The following is a 16,751-nucleotide window of genomic DNA, read 5'->3' on the forward strand; positions in this document are numbered from 1 at the left end:
GTATGTTAGCCACCCCTGTACTGGCGGCCGATTTATTACACGTCGTCGATGCCGCTTTGGCTCAAAATCTGACCCTGAGCAGCGCTGAAACGGGGCTGCGCGCCTCACAGTACGATGTGGATGTGAACCGCGCGAAGTTTCTGCCCTCGCTGGGGATCAGTGCCAATACCAACTGGAATGACGGCCTCACTCAAAAAGATCAGGGGGGCGATGTCAGTAACCGCTATAACGATCACGGCATCAATATCACTCTGTCTCAAACCTTGTTTGATCTGGGGGATCTCTACTCTCAGGGGAATGCCCATATTGGGGTGGATATTGAAGCCCTCAAAACGGAACAAACACGTCAGCGTATTATCCGTGAAGCCTCTACCACCTACTTTGAATACCTGAAAAACGGCGCGCAGATTCGGGCGACACAAGCCGAGTTTGATTCTTCTGTTTCTCGCTTAACGCTGATCAACCGCAATATTGAACTCGGGAATGTCGCCGGCACAGAACGCTACGAAGTCCTCGCACAAAAAGAACGCACTGCCAATACGTTGCGCACGCTGAATAAAGACCGCCGTGTGATCCTCTCGCAGTTGGAAACGATTATTCAGCAACGCCTCGTGCCTGATTTCGACTTACAATCGAGTCTGCAGTTTCAGGCCATCTCCGCAGACCGGCAACGCAGCCTAAATGACATTCTTTACCGCTCCGGCTTTGACCTGCGTATTGCCCAGCAAACGGTCAATCAACGCCGACAAACATTAAAAGAAACCGGTGCCAGCTTTGCGCCGTCACTCAAAGGCAGCATCGGCTATTCCTACAACAATACCAACGAAGCCACCGCGACCATTTTCCCGGATAACGGCACCACCGAGGAAACCGTCTACACCCTCACCCTTGATATTCCGCTGGTTGATGGTGGCCGCGACTATTACCGCTATCAGCAAAACAAAGTCAACATCACCCAAAGTGAAATAGACCTGCAAGACAGCAAGCAACGCAGCCAACAGCAATTTGATACGTTCATTTATGACATCAACGATTTCTCCGCCTCATTGCAAAGCCTGACCACCATTATTCAGGCCAATTACGCGTCCTATATCGGCATTCAAAAAGCGCACAAACTCGGTACCCGCACCATCACCGATTTACTGTCGGCAGAAAGCAAACTGTTCAGCAGCATTCGGGATTACGAAAGTGCCCGTTACGACTACATCATTGCTTTGGTTCAACTCAATGAACTCATAGGTAACCTGAATAAAAACACGATTGGCAAGATTGCGGAGCAAATGTCACCCATGAGTGATAAGAACACCGACTCGCCTATCCCACTACACGTGCTCACGCAGTAACAGGGGCGAATCATGAAAAATCCTTTATTCACCAGAAAAATCAGCCGATTAGACAAAGTGTATTTGATCTTTTCTACCCTGATGACCACCTTGTTGGGCTTGGTACTGCCTTTTTCTATCTTGATCATTTTTGACCGGATTCTGCCCAATCAGTCGACCCCGTCGCTCATGCTACTGTTTGGCATCATCCTGACGGCTATCGTGTTTGACTATCAATTAAAGCGCCAGGAAGAGCACTTAGTGTCTGTCATCATGAAACGCTTTGAGAGCCAACTGACCAACAACGTGTTTCTGGCTATTTGCGCCGCCAATATCGAGCGCTTTAACCAACGCGAAATGGGGGAATATTTGGAGCGTATCGCCACCATTCCGGACATTAAGCAGTTCTTTGGCGGGGAATCGATCAAAGCCATGATCAATGCAGGTACCAGCTTTATTACGGTCTTGATCATCTTTCTGATCAACATCTGGGCCGGATTGGCGTTAATCGTCGCCTCCGGTATTTTGCTGATCACGGCCCATTTTCTGGCCCAAAAACGGGTCGACGTGTTGTCTCAACGCGCCGACATTGAAGGCTTAACCAATTCTAAAATTATCGAGATTGTCGCTAACCCGCTCGACATCAAAAGTCGCACCATGGAATACCGCATTGAAAGCGTCATGGTGGAAATGATCCGAGAAAGAGAAACCCAGAGCATTGCCTATGAACGTTTGGAATCCTCGTTCAATTTAACCCTGAGTCTTATCCAGCAATTGTCAGTCGCCGTTGTTGTCGTACTTTGCGCCCAATCAGTAATTGATTTATCCATCAGCCAAGGGGTGATGGCCGCCGTGATCCTGCTGACCAACCGATACTTTGCCCCTTACCAGCAGGTTATGCGCACCCTGAGTCGTTGGCGGGTCAATAGACTCAATATCGAGCGCATTGCTGACTTGCTGGCGCTGCAAGCTTCCTCTTCTGCGTCATCGTCTGCCTCTACATCTGCATCAGAAGAGCGCGCCGACAAACAGCCCACATCTGAACAAAGAGCACACATTAATACGCTCACCGTCACCACGCCACACGCACAATACGATCTGTCAAAAGGCCATATACACCTGCTTACCGGCCAAAGTGGCAGTGGGAAAAGCCACCTTTTGCGTTGTATTACGCGCGACAGCCATGCCGATGATCATGTTATTCACATTAATGACCAGCCTGATCACCACATTGACTACCGTACGTGGCGAAACAGCATTATCAAGGTCGATAAAAACGCCTCCCTCGTCGAAGGCAGCATCATTGATAACCTGACGTGTTTTCAACCGCACCTGAACAGTGCCGCGTTTTCGTTGTGCGAAAACTTGGCGATCAAAGATAAAATCGACGGCCTCAAAAACGGGTTTTACACCAAAATATCCAGCCACAGTCAGCTGCCTTTTTCCCGCCAAGTGTTATTTGCCCTGCTTATCGTCCGTGCGCTGTTAAGCAATAAATCGGTATTGATGATCGATGATATTGACCGGGTGTATGACGCGCAATTTGGCCGACTCTTACTGGCGTGTATTGCCCCCAAAGCCAATAACTTTATCTGCATCATCGTCAGTAATAAGCTCGGGCAATTAGATAACCGATTGATGAACCACAAATTTGAGAAGAAGGTAGCCGCATGAGTGTATTGATTGATTTTAGCAATACCGAAGAAAGGCTAGGCGACTTCGGTTCCGCGACCTTTAAGCAACGCTATCAGGACTCCCCGAGCTTGCTGGGGATCGCGTACACCTTGATCACCCTGCAATGGGAAGGGACGCCCGCCATCTTATCCGATGCCTTCATGCCCCAAGCGCACGACATTGACAGCTTTGCCAGTACCCTGACACGGCTCGACTATACGTGTAAGAAGCACACGCTCACCAGCATGCATCAACTCCGTACCATCAGCGTCCCCGCGTTTGTTGAATTTGATAATGTCTGTACCATCTTTTTAGGCATCAACAACGGCAACGCCAAGCTGTTTGATTACCGCAACAATGTACTGGTTGAGCACCCACTCAGTGACGATACCTGTTACGTGTGTGAGATCTCGGAATATTCCAAAATTTTCCGCGAACCGCCGCCGGAATCCCAAGACAAGTCGAATTGGATCAAATACGCCTTTTATCGCTATAACAACGAAATCAAAAGTCTGATGATCCTCAGCTTCATCATCAACCTGCTGGGGGCCATGCAGCCGTTTTTCATTATGGGGGTCTACAGTTTCGCCCTGACATCCGGCTCTGAAACCACCCTGTTCTGGCTAACCAGTTTTGCCCTTTTTCTCGCGGCCGCCGAGTATGGATTTAAACGCCTGCGCATGAACATACTCGCCACATCCGGTAAAGATTTAGCCACCCATATTTCCCAAAATGTGATCAGTAAACTGCTATGGCTGCCCTACGCCATGACCTCATCAGCAGGGGTATCCTCACAGCTCGCGCGCCTGAAAGACATTGACCAACTGCGCAAATTGGTCACGGCAGAATCGACGCTCAGCTACTTTGATATGCCGTTTATCGTGATCTTTATTGTCGCCATCACCCTCATATCCGGCACGGCAGCGCTGACCGTGTTAGGCGGCATCGTGCTGATGCTCGTGTTCTGTGTGTATTCCCGTTACATCTACACCCAAGCCACCGCAAAAAGCTCACGCGCGAATGCCATGGTGTCTTACCAATGGAATGAGTTATTGCGCAGTATCAGCAGCATTCAAGGCTTGCCATTGCTACGGGTGATCCGCTCGCGTTTTCATGCCGCGCATGATCAAAGCCTTGAGGACGCCCAAGAGGTGTCGATGACCAACGGAAAAATTCAAGCCATGGGGCAAGGACTGATCCAAGCCATCGGCACCGCCAGTATCGTCACGGCCGTGCTTGGCGTTATGGCAGGCACCACCGACGCAGGTGCCATGCTTGCGATCATTATTTTGGTGTGGAAAGCCTTAGGGCCGATCATGGGGATTTATAACGCCATCACGAAATTTAAAACCATTAAAGCGGCCAGCGCACAGATCAATGCCTTGATGTCACTCAACGACGATCGCCACAGCATTGAAAGCAGCCCACCGATTCGCCAATTTAACGGCAAAGTCGCCGTCAGTGGCATCACACACCGCTACCAAGGCTCGCCTGTCGGGCTCACTAACTTGGCGTTTTCTGCCCAAGCTGGCGATAAAGTCTCGATCTCGGGGGGATCAGGTTCAGGCAAAACCACCTTGTTGAGTATTCTGGCGGGGTTAGAAGAGCGCTATCAAGGTAACGTGCTGTTTGATGGGTACAACATTAAGCAGTTTAATAACTACCGCTTCCGCAAAGCCATTAATTACATTCCGTTTGAATTGCATATTTTTGAAGGCTCGCTCGCGTCGAATTTTATTATTCATGACGGTGTGATTGCCCCTGCGCAAATGGAAGAACTCATCGATTTCTTCGACCTTCACCCATGGCTACCAGAGGGACTACAAACCACCATGTCGAATGACTTTGTGTCGCAACTGCCCAATGGGGTACAACAGCGCCTGCGCATCGCTTTGGGGTTAGGCTGCCATGATCAGGACATCATCATTATTGATGAACCGTTTGTCGGCTGTGAAAAAGAACACGTAAAATACATCAACAAACTGTTTACGGAAAAGCTCGCCAAGGCCACCGTGATATTTACCACCAACGATACGTCCTACATTGCGGCATCGAGCAATTGCTTGCTGCTCGACCCAGATGGCAATCAGAAATACTTTGGCTTCCCCGATAAAGTGATTCAAACCCTTACCCGCTAACGTCAAGACAGCATGACACGACTGTGGTACTGTACGGTTTTTTTACCGTGCCGTACCTGTCGTGCGGCATCTATTGTTCCAATCTGGAGCCCGTCGTGAAAACCCCTTGCGTTGGAAAATGTAAAAATAACAACGGCATTTGTAGCGGATGCCACCGTACCCTGCATGAGCTCAGCACCTGGTCAGCGATGTCTGACGATCAGCAGCAACAGCGTATTGATGAGATTCGTGGCCAGACGTCAACCCACACATGCACCCAATGCGGTCAACCGGCCTTTTGCGAGATCAGTGCCGGGCGCAGCACCTGCTGGTGCTTTGAATTAGACAAGCGCGATACGTCAGGCTTGGCCGCGGGCTCGTGCCTCTGCCGCCAGTGTTTGGAAAAACTGCCTTTGTGCTAACCCTTATGTTATCTATTCCGTTTTATCCATTCATTCGTTCACGTTTTTACCCAAAGTAGTGATTGTTACATGTTAATTCGTCCTTCGCGTTGCGTGCTTTTCCGTTTCATGCCGTTGTGGCTTGCGTGCTTTATCCCGGTCGCAAGTGCTACCACGGCGGTCGCGGATGAAAATAAATGCATGAAGGACATGGAAGTCCTCCTGAGTCAGCAACAAATTATTTTTAGTGATAGCCAAACCAAACCGGAAGTGCGCCGTCTTGCCGAGCGTGCCATTGATGTAAGCCGCCGCGCCTTCAATAAAAACAGCAGTTATTGTGAAGCGCGTACCGCCTTGCTATCGATGGATCCGAATGAAGAAAATGTTCGTCAGCTAAAGAAAGGCGAAATTAACTATTTTGGGCGCAGTATGCTGTAACGGCCGCACTGTGGCCGTATAACCGCCCCCAAAAACAAGTTAAGGTTATGATAATACCTACAAAGTGCTACTATTATAGCCAAGAAACCAGCCTCGATAAGGCTGATATATTGAACAATGCCCAACCGGTTTAAGGTGACATTCATGAAAAAGTGGCTTATTGCATTATCCACCGCAACCCTCTTATTGACCGGCTGTGAGGCCGAGACAAACACTGGGTTTTCAGCCAAAAGTATTCAGCAGAGCTGGGTATTAACCAAAGTCGACGGTAAAGACATTTCCATCAGCGAACCGCGCACCGTACCGGGCATGGCGATTGATGCCAACCTGAAAGTCTCCGGGTTTGGCGGTTGTAACCGTTTCTTTGGCCAAGCCGAAGTCGCAGACAAGAACAAGTTCCGCGTCACTAACATGGGCTCGACCAAAATGGCCTGTATTCAGGACGATCAAGCGACCGTGGAATCAGTGATGACGCAATCGCTGCAAGTGTGGAACAACGCAGCGTTAGAAAACAACATTTTAACCTTGACCTCTGAGCAACACATTCTGACCTTTGTGCCAGAAGCGATTGCCGAAGACACACCGAAACAGCCTTAATCAGGCAAAGATGCTCTCCCAATACGCAGCCTCTGGCTGCGTATTTTGTTTAAGAAAGATGCCGCCATGAAAATCACCAAACGCCAAGCCAAAACCATCTATCACGCCATTGATGACTGGGAGAAAGACCAATTACTCAACCATGAAAACGCCCAATCCCTGCGCGACAGTGTCGTGGTTGTCGGGTTTGATTGGAAATTGCTGGCGGTCTACTCCTTCTGGATTGCCATTACTTGCTGCGTGATCTCTGTCGGCGTGCTGCTGGCTGATGATTACTTGATGCAACTGCTGGCCAAGCTGATTGATACCCCAGCCAGCGTCTTGGCGGTGATCAGCGCGGGCATTGCCGCCCTCGCCTATTATTTCGGGGCTAAACGCCGGCTTAAACACCCCGAAAAACGCTTTAGCAATGAAGCCGTGTATTTTTTCGGCGTGCTCATGAGTGCGGTCTCCATCGGCTTTCTGCGTGAAACCGCGTGGTTTGATGGCTTCCATCTCTCCTTCTTTTTAGGCTTGCTGATGCTCATCTACGGGGCGGTTGGCTTACGCTTAAATAGCTTACTGATCTGGTTATTTGCCCTGCTCAGTCTGGCTGGTTGGGGCATTGAGCTGACCGATTTCTGGGCCGATCCCAACGGGTACTTCTTGGGCCTGAACATGGCTTGGCGCTTAGCGATTATCGGTGCAGCTGTCTTAGGGGCCACCACGCTTCATGCGCTGCCGGTTTACTTAAAAGATGCCACCCGCTTTATGGGTTGGTTATACCTATTAAGTGCGCTATGGTTAATTTCCATCGTCGGCAACTACACCAGCGCCGCAGCGTGGGCGAACGTTTCGCAGATCCACTTTATTCATTGGGCGATACTGTCAGGCGTGATCTGCCTCGGCGCGATTGGCTACGGTATTCGCCAAGATGATACGGTCACCCGCAGCTTTGGTATGATCTTTTTACTGCTGAACTTGTACACGCGCTTTTTTGAATACTTCTGGGACAGCCTGCATAAAACGGTATTTTTTGCTCTGCTGGCCCTCAGTTTCTGGTTCATTGGATCGCGGGCCGAACAGTTATGGCAACTCACGCAGCAACAGGCAAACAAAAACAGCACGGAAAAAGCCTCGACGAACAAGAGTACAGAAAAAGACAATGATTAACGGACCCCATCAGGCACGATAACCCCACTACCTCAATATGTAGGATTACTGTTATCATGATGGAAAATCAGGGAGAAAAAGAATGAAATCAACGTTATTACTGGCCGGCGTACTCGCCGCTTCCACCCTGCTCACCGGGTGTTCAGACAACGAAGTGGGCGATGTAAGCCTTGGCATGTTTACGCTTAAAGACATCAAAATTTCATCGCTGCAAGATGAAGAAGTCACCGGCGTGACCTGTCACATTGCGTCGATTGAAGCGAACTTGAGCCTGTCTGATCCCAGCGACAGCTCGATTTCTTGTCGTCAAACGGGTGACATCACCCCCGAAATGATCGCGCAAATCGACAAAAGTGCCTCAGGGGAAGTGGTCTTCAAGCAATCGAAAAGCATCTTCTTCAAAAGCATGAAGGTAAGACGTATTTACGATCCAAAGAACCAGACGTTGCTCTATTTGTCGTACACCACCAAAGAAACCGAAGGCAGCTTCAAGCACAGCTTGTCGACCGTGCCATTGTGGGGCACCAAGGCGTACACTATGCCTGCGCCTGAGCAGAAATAATCCCCCTCTCGCTGGCGAATAACGCGAGCGGAAATATGGCGATTAACGTCGTAATCAACTAGATCGCTAACAAAACGCGCCATCAGGTTTCTGCCTGATGGCGCGTTGTTTTATACGGTCTTGGGCTGGCGAATCGTCTGTCTCGCCATGAGCCAATACGCGATCACACCGTAGGCCACCGCTTGCAGCCAAAGCAAACCCACATAGTCCATCACTTGCGACAAATCGGCCCCCATCTGATTCAAACGCAAAAAGGCGTTAATCGCAGGGGTCGACGGTGCCAGTTGCGACAGCGCATAAATCGGTGTTGGTAGCGCTTCCACCGGCCAGATAAAACCGACAGAAAACACCAACGGCAACGAGCTAAGCAACACCACCACGGTCGCTAGTTCACGGCGTGTGATCAGCAGACCCAGAATCATCCCCAAGCCAATCACCGCTAACAGAAACGGCACCGTGACAAACAACAAATCGGGGATCGTCGCTAACCGGCTGATCTGGTAATACGTAAAGCTAAAGCCAAAGTAATACATCACCAACGGTACGTACATCAGGGCAAAAATCGTGGTGCGTACCAGCAATACACGCCATGCGGGTTGCTGCAACCAATAACCGGTTTCTCCCGCCAAGCGGCTGGCATTTTGCCCGCCCCCCAGCAGCGCCACCGCAATCAACAAGGTTTGATGCAAGATCAGCACAAACACCGCCGGTACCACGTAGTTCACGTAACCCATAGTCGGGTTGAACACCGGCTGCGCATTCAGCTTTATCGGCGTGTATTGATCCGCCGCCAGCACCATGCTGTCACCGGACATCACCATCCGCGCCACTTTGATCTGTGCGCCCAAGGTACCGCCGGCACTCGCCAAACCTTCCACAATGGTGCCGTAGACCAAGAAATACGCCCCGTCACCGGCATAGGCCAAGGTCGGGCTTTTACCCAACAACACATCACGGTTGAAATGTTCAGGGATCAACAACAGCCCTTCCACCTGCCCGGCGGTGATCATGGCTTTGGCCGCCGTCAAACTGCCCGCCTGTTGGGCCACGCGCACTTGCGGTGTCGCATCCACCATGCGCACCAAATCACGGCTCAATGTGGAATGATCCAGATTGACCACCACAATAGCTTGCTCACGCGGCAATTGATGCAAGTACGGCATGGGGTAAAGAAAGGAGTAAATCAGGACCCCACCAAACACGGTAAATAACAGCGAGGTGTTGGTGAAAATCGCGCGTAATTCATCACGCCACAAGGTTCCCCATGTCATGCATTATTCTCCTTCGGGGTTGGGCTGCTCTTTTGTGCTTGTGTCTGACCTTTTGCAAGGCCTTGTGCTGGCCCGTTATCGTGTGCCAATTGCTTCACGCGTAGCATCGCAATGATCCAAGTAACGCCAAATACCAACAAAGCGGCCAATTGTGGCAAGGCTTGAGACCAATCCTGACCATGGTTCACCTGATGGAGTTGCACATCCACATAGTGCGTTGCGGGTAACAAAGCACGCCAGAACAGCGCAAAGTCCGGCATATCCGTCGCAGGGAACGTCACCCCGACAAACGCAAACGCCGGCGCGGTTAAGCCAGCCGCAAAGCTCATGGCTTTGGTCGCATCCAGCGGGATCAGGAACAGCAAACACGCCACGCCCTGACACGCCAGTACCATCAAACACTGCGCCAGTAACAAAATGCCCCAGTGCCCGTGCATCGGCCACCCCTGCCACACATACAGCGCCCACAAAAAGAGCACGCCTTGCAGTATGAACAGGCAGGTATAGGGCAACAGTTTCCCTAATAACGCACAGATCGGCGAACGGCCTAGCCATTCCGTGATGCCCTTGCTTCCATGATTGCCCGTATTCGGGCCTGCACGACGTTGTTCTGCCGAAAGTGCCAAGATGGTGGTGATCACAATGGCAATTTGCCAAATGGCCGGAATCGCCACCGGCACCAAAAACTGGCCGTAATGGCTGTTACTGTTATACAGCGGGGTAATTTGCGATTGTATCGGCACCGCTTGGCCAAGGGCTTGCAGCGGCACATCCACACCGGATGCCATGTTTTGCAGGGTATTGATCTTCGCGTTAAGCGTGCCTTGCGCTTGCTGCACCGCGGAATTGATCAGTTTCCCAACCAACACAAACTGGCTGTTATAAAACGCCGTCACCGTCGGGGCTACACCGCGCAACGTCTGCTGCTCTAGCTGTGTCGGGATCACCACCAGCGCGTAAATGTCCCCGCCACGCAGTGCGTCACTGCCCTGTGCCACCGAGGTGTATGACGCGGTCACCGCCAACGTCGGACTGGCGTCATAATCACGCGCTAGCTGTCGTGACAAGGCGCTGTGATCCAAATCGACCACCCCAATCGGCAAGTCTCGCGCAATACCCGCCGAGAAAATGCCCCACATCAGGACAAACAACAGGATCGGCAACCACGACACCATGGCGGCGATCCAGCGATCTCGCCACAGTAACCGCCATTCCCGCCATGCGTTGCCCCACACACCCCGCGTCAGCGCGGCGTGTGAAGCGGCAGGGCTTGAGTCCGGCTCAGGCAATGACTCTCGTATGGGCGTCTGACTCATTGTGCAGACTCAACCAACACACTCATGCCCACACGCAAACCGGCAATCGGTTCAACTGGGTGCGCTTCCACTTCAAAGGTACGCATGTCAAACCCTTGCGCCGGATCGGTCGTGCGCCACGTAGCAAAGTCGCCCATCACGGCCACATGGGTCACGGTAAAGGCATGTTCCGCCTCACCCAACGCCGGGATCACGGCATTAAACGTGGTGCCCACTGAGTAGCTTTTCAGCGCATCTTCACGCACATTGAACACCGCCCACGCGTCATTCATGTCCATCACGCTCACCACCGGGAAGCCTTGCGGTGCTAATTCGCCCACATGCAACAACACCTGTGACACTTCACCCTCAAACCAGCTCACAATTTTAGTATCCGCGGCGTACGCTTCCACTTCTGCCACGGCACCGGCCGCCATACGGGCTTTCTCTTGCGCGGCACGTTTGGTTTCTACCCGTGCCCCTTCTTTAGCCATCGCATACATCTGATACGCCGCTTGTTCGGTGTACTGTGCCGCTTGCCACTGGGTAAAGGCTTCATCGCGTTTTTGCTCAGCCATCACACCGTCTTTATACAGGTTATCGACGCGCTTATAGGTTTTATTCATTAAACGTGCCGCCGCCTTGGCTTTTTGCCACTGATCATGTGCCGCCGCAATTTCCTGACTGCGCGCGCCTTTCTCAGCTTGTTCCGCTAACGCATCCGCCGCTTGTTCACCGGCTTTAGCCTGCTCTAACTTGGCATCAATTTCCGGGCTCAGTAGCGAGAAAATCAAATCGCCTTTTTCAACCTGATCGCCTTTACGTACCCATACCTGATCAATCCGTCCCGACACTTTCGACGACACGCTGTATTGCTGCGCGTCAATTTGTCCCTGCAAACGCACGGGCTCTGGCTGGTACGCCTGCCAGAAGTGATAACCCAACCACCCCACCACGGCGACAGGCACAATAACGGCTAACTTAGCGGCTTTTGACGTTAACTGACTCATGACTGTACCTCTATACCTTGGAATTGCTGATAGTGATGGAACTGATTAATTTCGCCACTGATGGCCAACAAGCGCGTCAGGGAGATCACATATTGATAAGCGGCAACCACGCGTTGTGTTTTCACGCTCGCCAGATACAGCTCGGCATCGACCACATCTAACGAGGTCGACAAGCCTTGGTTGAACGCTTTTTCGCGCAATAAAACATTTTCACTGGCCAACGACAAGCTCGACGCCAGACCGTTGTACTCTTCCAGTGCCTGCATCGCTTCACGGTAGGTTTTTTCCACCAATACCGTCAGATCTTGCTCCGCCTGTGCACGCAAATAATCGACCTGCTTCATCGCACTGTGCGCGGCTTTTACCTTGCCCGAACGGCCCGAGTTATCCAATAGTGGAATGTTCACCCCCACGCCCACCGCCCAATCTGGCGCAGTTTTCGCCGCTAAGGTGTCATCTTCGTGCAGGCTATAGTTACCGTACAGGTACACCTCTGGGTAATATTTGCCTTTCTCGGCCGTCATCATGCCGGAGGCTTGTTTCTTCTTGGCATCAAGAATGTGCAAGCCCGGATAATCCACCAGCGTCTTGTCAATAAACGCATTCATTGGCGGCAACGACGGGTTAATGAATAACGCGGTTGACGGCACGGCTGGGGTATCCAGCTGCAACAGCTTGGTCAGTGCAACTTGGGCAATTTCCATTTCACGCTGGGCTTTTTGGCGTTCAACGCGGGCTTTGTCGTAAGCGACTTGCGCTTGCAAGCGTTCCACTTTGGCAATTTGCCCTTGCTGCTCTAATTGCTGCGCATGGTGGAAATGTTTCTTCAAGCCTTGCTCCACCTCAATACGGGTATCAAGCACTTTCTGGGTTAACGCCACACCGAAATAAAATTTAGCGAGATCTTCAAAGGTGCCCTGCTGCTTCATGGCGAGCTGGTACTGGGCTTCTTCGGTTTGGCCTTGCGCAATATCTTGCACCGCATTAATACGGCCACCGGTAAAAATCGGCCAAATAGCACGAATAGAACTGGTGAACACATCGCGGTCGGTCAGTTGCGAGGTAAACAGCGCATCAAGGTTGGAGCCATTAACCCCTAATGCGGCCGCCAAATTGGCAATAGCATCGCCAGCGGGCATGCTCTCAATCAAATCGGTCGGTTTCACTTCCACCGCTTGATCAAAACGGGTGTATTTGGCGGTGGCGCTGATGTTCGGCAGGTAGAGATCGCTGGCGGCATCTTGCATATGGCGGTAACGATCCACATTGGCACGATCTGCGGCGAGGCCATCGTTACCGGTCACCACGGCTTGCCAGGCATCAACAAAACTCACGGGATGGCTGGCCGCGGTCACCGCAGCATCAGCGCTCAATACAGGGGAAGGCGCAGGATCATGCACAGGGGAAGACACAGACATTGTCGCCGCGTGGCTGACGAGCGGCGCCCATATCATCATGCAGCCTATGAGTGCTGCGACTGGTTTTATTTTCATTATGAACCCTTTAAGCCATGAGGTATTGGCCAGATAGCCCAATTCTAGAGTATTAACTCTAAAACTCAACATACAAGCTAAAATAATCCTAACTCATGAAATAAAAAACTGTGAGTGCGAAAGGATTTATGGGCATTTTACGGGGAAATCTGTGGACAGTATGGAGACGGATATAAAAACGAAAAAAAAACGGGCAAATCTGCCCGCAGCTAAGAAAGTAAAGGAAAGAAAAGGAAAGAAAAGAAAAGTAGTGCGATTTCCGTATCGCTGAGAATCATTACGCGAGCAAGGTTAACAACTGCACCTATACAGAACAAGTGACTGTATAATAAGTGTGAGATAGATCGCACAAAAACCACACAGATGCATCGTACACGAAACGTTTTAAGCGCATCATCGCTTCCTCTGGTGCTTTCACGCCTATGAACTTATCCCAATAAGTTACATTTTACTGATTGTGTGATGAATAAGAGTGAAATAGCATAGCGACTATTCGCGGTACGGCATGATAATGCCACCGCAACCGGTGGGGTGAGCCAAACGAGGGTGATACAGACATTGCTCACGTAGTGACCTGCCCCGCCATTCCTTATCGGCTGTAAAAAAGAAGAATGATGAAAAAGACCCTCTCATTACTGATGCTGGTAGCAGCATTGACCGGTTGTGAAGAAGCCAACCAAGCGATTGATAAAGCACAAGATGCCGCGAACAGCGCGGTAGACACGATGCAAGAAAAAATGGATTCGGTCGATTTAAGCGAACTGAAACTGGATACACTGGGCGATGCATCAAAATCAGCACAAGCACTGGTGGAAGCGGTTGATGAGGCCCTGAATGCAGATTTCAGCGATCCTGACATGTTGATTGACGCGCAAGACCACATTGCCAACGCGTACAAGTGTTTGGTGGATGTGTCGTCTGAATCGACCGCAGAAAAGATGATGGCGAAAGTAATGGAAGCCATCGGTAACCCAGAAACCAAAACCTTGATCGAACAGGGCGTTGAAAAGGCACAAGCCGCTAAAGAATGTGTGATGTAAGCGCACGCTGACACACTGTCTTTGGATTGCACTAATGCTGACGCTCACGGTGTGAGCGTCATGTTGAGATAACTCCACATCTAGATAGTTTTACGAACGCTATTTAATATAATCTCAATGATAGCATTGATACTTTGGGATGCATCGACGATGAGCCACTACCCTACGGGTTTCCCATCGCACATACCGATATATAGACTGCGCAATTCATCATTTGCCTGCTCAGTTAATGTCTGTTTATCTTCAAGCGTACAATGGCTTCTATTTTTAATTCTCGCAATGCGCTCATCAACGGACAAATCAAGGTAGACTGTAAGATCTGGCCTCAGGAGTTCACTTTCTACCTCACTAAGTCTGTAATGCTGCCCGTTGTTCATCCAGCAATGATAGGCTTGCGTCGACAACCAATATCGGTCTACCACAACGTTCAGCCCAGCAGAAATCAAAGCGCTAACTTCATCAGCTACATTGTGTACTGTAGCCATGTAGAACAATTGCCTCGCTTTGTGATTATTTTTAAATACAGAATCAAGTTGTTTGCGAATATCTTTAAAGCCCGCCCCTGGTGTCGTTAATAATTTCGCATTTAACTTTTTTGCTAAATGTTTTGATACTGTAGATTTACCCGCACCATCAAGACCTTCAATTACGACAAACATACTGAATCCTCAAAATTGGTTAGTTTCATGGCTAACGCTCTCATTGATTTCCATGCGTCATTTGTGAAACTGTCGCTTTCGATAACATGCGGGATCCCCGAGTCGTCGATATAATCTTCCTTGATACCGAATAATTCTTTATCTTCGGATAATCGCGTACCTTCTAACAGCATCAACGGAAAAGCCTTTATCTCTGACACTCCCCTACGTTTAAGGAAATAAACGCTCTCGAAAAAGCTCTCTAGCGTTTGCGTCGGTAGCCCATAAATTAGACTGACCTCAAAAGACATATTCTTTTCCTGAAGCATAGAGATGGCCGAAGATACCTTCTCAATATTATTGCGACGATTGATTACTATTGATTCAGACTTGATTGCAGTCTGTAAACCAAATTCAAGATGAGTATTCAGCTTTGAAAATAACGCCAACAAGCGCTCATTTATGTCCTCAAAACGCACTTGAAAAACGAGTTCTGCTTCTAAGCCAATCCCAATTGCGTACTCCAATATCTCGTATGATCTGCGTCCTTTTCGAAAGATTGGGTCTAGAACATTAATTCGCTGAACGTTTTTCTCTTTAAACAAGTCAAGTTCCTTTTTAATTGTTTCCATGGAGAAATCATGTACTTTATTGCCGACCACATCGCGATGGGCACAAAATGAACAAGCATAATAGCAACCACGTTGAGTTTCCCAATGCACCATTGATTGGAATTCAGCAAGCTCTATCGAACCATTTAAGTAAGGGGAATGACGTGAAGCAAACTCAAACTTGTTGTTTAAAATGAGTTTACGGAGCAATTTTTCCTGCATAAATGCTTCTGGTAAGGACGCTTCAGCATAGCTCGGTAGATAAATATCTCCGCTTGGATAGAGTACTTCACAGCTCGACTCGTGAATTTGGTAACCCCCAAGAATAATGTTTCCCTTAAAGCCTTTATCCTTAAGTTGCGTGATCAAGGGTTCAATTAGTTCGGTGTTCCATACGTAACAACCTAACGCTAACCCATCAATCTCTTCCAGCTTATATTGGACATTAATTCTATTTACTATCTCTTCTGCTGATAGGTTTAATGCCTTATTTTTATTCATGTCAATTGATAAATGCTCAGCTGTGAACTTCTTACCGTAGTCTTGGTGTTGCTTGCACTCGGATAGCAGCACCCCTGCTGCAAAACTGGTTGCACTTTTACCTTTTTGGGTGAAATCAAACGTAATCAGCAGACATTTTTTATTCTTGCTCATAACTAAATCCATAGTCCTATCTATGTACCAACCACAAAGCTGTAAAACTTACTTATTCAAGCTTCGTACTCTCATAACCAATTAAGAACACTATTAAAAATGCTTAAAATTTTGTTCATAGCCTTGTCGTCGACAAAGCTTGAAAGTAAGTCGGTTGTTCCCTTTAGATAGGATTAAGCGAAAGCTGCGCCCGATTCTGAATCGAATCAGGGATGGATTAGATTTAATGTTTTTTCCGCCAAGCACTGTAAATGGAGTACCGTCAGCAATTGAGTTCACTACACTCAGTGTTTTTTGACGATACGAGTTTGGGAGATCACGCCAGATCTTTTTATCAACATGACAGACACAGTCAGAAGCTGAGCTGGCTAAATTTTTACCGTGGAGTTGATATTTGAATATGATGTTTTGCATATAGACGCACCTTGTTTTGTATTGGTACATCTATACGCATGGAGAATTGATTTTTTTCGCCT

At 49.4% G+C, this 16,751-nt stretch carries 16 protein-coding genes; 9 read left to right on the top strand and 7 right to left on the bottom strand.

Translation table 11 applies throughout. The features are described from left to right. Positions 1-2: 2 nt before the first annotated feature. The 8 genes from ACSF8W_RS02435 to ACSF8W_RS02470 all read left to right on the top strand — a co-directional run bounded on the left by ACSF8W_RS02435 (position 3) and on the right by ACSF8W_RS02470 (position 8,263). Entirely contained in the window at positions 3-1,343 is a 1,341-nt protein-coding gene (locus ACSF8W_RS02435; protein WP_500844717.1) for a TolC family protein, read from the top strand. A gap of 12 nt (positions 1,344-1,355) precedes the next feature. Further along, entirely contained in the window at positions 1,356-2,996 is a 1,641-nt protein-coding gene (locus ACSF8W_RS02440) for an ATP-binding cassette domain-containing protein (protein WP_500844719.1), read from the top strand. After that, positions 2,993-5,134: an ATP-binding cassette domain-containing protein gene (locus ACSF8W_RS02445; protein ID WP_500844721.1), complete on the top strand. Its 2,142-nt coding sequence runs from the start codon at positions 2,993-2,995 to the stop codon at positions 5,132-5,134. Before ACSF8W_RS02440 ends, ACSF8W_RS02445 begins: the two co-directional genes overlap by 4 nt. Positions 5,135-5,229: 95 nt before the next feature. Then, positions 5,230-5,535 carry a DUF1289 domain-containing protein gene (locus tag ACSF8W_RS02450; protein WP_500844723.1) on the top strand — a complete coding sequence of 102 codons (306 nt, stop codon included), beginning with the start codon at positions 5,230-5,232 and terminating at the stop codon, positions 5,533-5,535. A gap of 69 nt (positions 5,536-5,604) precedes the next feature. After that, positions 5,605-5,952, top strand: a complete 348-nt coding sequence (locus tag ACSF8W_RS02455; RefSeq protein ID WP_500844725.1) for a hypothetical protein — start codon at positions 5,605-5,607, stop codon at positions 5,950-5,952. Between the two features lie 144 nt (positions 5,953-6,096). Further along, the gene (locus tag ACSF8W_RS02460) at positions 6,097-6,549 is read left to right on the top strand and encodes an META domain-containing protein (RefSeq protein ID WP_500844727.1); all 453 of its coding nucleotides are present in this window, start codon (positions 6,097-6,099) and stop codon (positions 6,547-6,549) included. A gap of 66 nt (positions 6,550-6,615) precedes the next feature. After that, a complete protein-coding gene (locus ACSF8W_RS02465) occupies positions 6,616-7,701 on the top strand; it encodes a hypothetical protein (RefSeq protein WP_500844729.1) in 1,086 nt (361 codons plus the stop codon). An 82-nt stretch (positions 7,702-7,783) separates the two neighbouring features. Continuing rightward, positions 7,784-8,263 carry a CreA family protein gene (locus tag ACSF8W_RS02470; protein ID WP_500844731.1) on the top strand — a complete coding sequence of 160 codons (480 nt, stop codon included), beginning with the start codon at positions 7,784-7,786 and terminating at the stop codon, positions 8,261-8,263. 110 nt (positions 8,264-8,373) lie between these two features. On the opposite strand, the gene ACSF8W_RS02475 is transcribed toward ACSF8W_RS02470, so the two are convergent. Genes ACSF8W_RS02475 through ACSF8W_RS02490 form a run of 4 tightly spaced genes read right to left on the bottom strand, consistent with a single transcriptional unit; the run spans position 8,374 to position 13,332 of the window. After that, positions 8,374-9,534, bottom strand: a complete 1,161-nt coding sequence (locus ACSF8W_RS02475; RefSeq protein WP_500844733.1) for an ABC transporter permease — start codon at positions 9,532-9,534, stop codon at positions 8,374-8,376. Next, complete coding sequence (locus tag ACSF8W_RS02480; RefSeq protein ID WP_500844735.1) at positions 9,531-10,850, bottom strand: ABC transporter permease; 1,320 nt, start codon at positions 10,848-10,850, stop codon at positions 9,531-9,533. The genes ACSF8W_RS02475 and ACSF8W_RS02480 overlap by 4 nt, the downstream gene beginning before the upstream one ends. Then, complete coding sequence (locus ACSF8W_RS02485) at positions 10,847-11,839, bottom strand: HlyD family secretion protein (RefSeq protein ID WP_500844737.1); 993 nt, start codon at positions 11,837-11,839, stop codon at positions 10,847-10,849. Before ACSF8W_RS02485 ends, ACSF8W_RS02480 begins: the two co-directional genes overlap by 4 nt. Next, positions 11,836-13,332, bottom strand: coding sequence for a TolC family protein (locus ACSF8W_RS02490; RefSeq protein WP_500844739.1), 1,497 nt, complete (start codon positions 13,330-13,332; stop codon positions 11,836-11,838). Before ACSF8W_RS02490 ends, ACSF8W_RS02485 begins: the two co-directional genes overlap by 4 nt. Before the next feature lie 614 nt (positions 13,333-13,946). Here ACSF8W_RS02490 and ACSF8W_RS02495 point away from each other — a divergent pair. Continuing rightward, positions 13,947-14,372, top strand: a complete 426-nt coding sequence (locus ACSF8W_RS02495) for a hypothetical protein (protein WP_428477845.1) — start codon at positions 13,947-13,949, stop codon at positions 14,370-14,372. Positions 14,373-14,530: 158 nt separating this feature from the next. Here the strand turns inward: ACSF8W_RS02495 and tmk are convergent, their stop codons facing one another. The 3 genes from tmk to ACSF8W_RS02510 form a co-directional block, all read right to left on the bottom strand. Beyond that, positions 14,531-15,031, bottom strand: coding sequence for a dTMP kinase (gene tmk / locus ACSF8W_RS02500; RefSeq protein WP_500844740.1), 501 nt, complete (start codon positions 15,029-15,031; stop codon positions 14,531-14,533). Continuing rightward, complete coding sequence (locus tag ACSF8W_RS02505; protein ID WP_500844741.1) at positions 15,019-16,275, bottom strand: B12-binding domain-containing radical SAM protein; 1,257 nt, start codon at positions 16,273-16,275, stop codon at positions 15,019-15,021. Before ACSF8W_RS02505 ends, tmk begins: the two co-directional genes overlap by 13 nt. A gap of 93 nt (positions 16,276-16,368) precedes the next feature. After that, positions 16,369-16,719 carry a ParE family toxin-like protein gene (locus ACSF8W_RS02510; protein WP_500844743.1) on the bottom strand — a complete coding sequence of 117 codons (351 nt, stop codon included), beginning with the start codon at positions 16,717-16,719 and terminating at the stop codon, positions 16,369-16,371. Positions 16,720-16,751 lie beyond the last annotated feature (32 nt).

This window comes from Photobacterium sp. 270122K (assembly GCF_059941365.1).

Coding starts and splice junctions, on each gene's coding strand:
- ACSF8W_RS02460 (WP_500844727.1), top strand. CDS start 6,097: ATGAAAAAGTGGCTTATTGCATTATCCACCGCAACCCTCTTATTGACC.
- ACSF8W_RS02455 (WP_500844725.1), top strand. CDS start 5,605: ATGTTAATTCGTCCTTCGCGTTGCGTGCTTTTCCGTTTCATGCCGTTG.
- ACSF8W_RS02475 (WP_500844733.1), bottom strand. CDS start 9,534: ATGACATGGGGAACCTTGTGGCGTGATGAATTACGCGCGATTTTCACC.
- ACSF8W_RS02445 (WP_500844721.1), top strand. CDS start 2,993: ATGAGTGTATTGATTGATTTTAGCAATACCGAAGAAAGGCTAGGCGAC.
- ACSF8W_RS02440 (WP_500844719.1), top strand. CDS start 1,356: ATGAAAAATCCTTTATTCACCAGAAAAATCAGCCGATTAGACAAAGTG.
- ACSF8W_RS02485 (WP_500844737.1), bottom strand. CDS start 11,839: ATGAGTCAGTTAACGTCAAAAGCCGCTAAGTTAGCCGTTATTGTGCCT.
- ACSF8W_RS02435 (WP_500844717.1), top strand. CDS start 3: ATGTTAGCCACCCCTGTACTGGCGGCCGATTTATTACACGTCGTCGAT.
- ACSF8W_RS02465 (WP_500844729.1), top strand. CDS start 6,616: ATGAAAATCACCAAACGCCAAGCCAAAACCATCTATCACGCCATTGAT.
- ACSF8W_RS02510 (WP_500844743.1), bottom strand. CDS start 16,719: ATGTACCAATACAAAACAAGGTGCGTCTATATGCAAAACATCATATTC.
- ACSF8W_RS02495 (WP_428477845.1), top strand. CDS start 13,947: ATGAAAAAGACCCTCTCATTACTGATGCTGGTAGCAGCATTGACCGGT.
- ACSF8W_RS02480 (WP_500844735.1), bottom strand. CDS start 10,850: ATGAGTCAGACGCCCATACGAGAGTCATTGCCTGAGCCGGACTCAAGC.
- ACSF8W_RS02490 (WP_500844739.1), bottom strand. CDS start 13,332: ATGAAAATAAAACCAGTCGCAGCACTCATAGGCTGCATGATGATATGG.
- ACSF8W_RS02470 (WP_500844731.1), top strand. CDS start 7,784: ATGAAATCAACGTTATTACTGGCCGGCGTACTCGCCGCTTCCACCCTG.
- tmk (WP_500844740.1), bottom strand. CDS start 15,031: ATGTTTGTCGTAATTGAAGGTCTTGATGGTGCGGGTAAATCTACAGTA.
- ACSF8W_RS02505 (WP_500844741.1), bottom strand. CDS start 16,275: ATGAGCAAGAATAAAAAATGTCTGCTGATTACGTTTGATTTCACCCAA.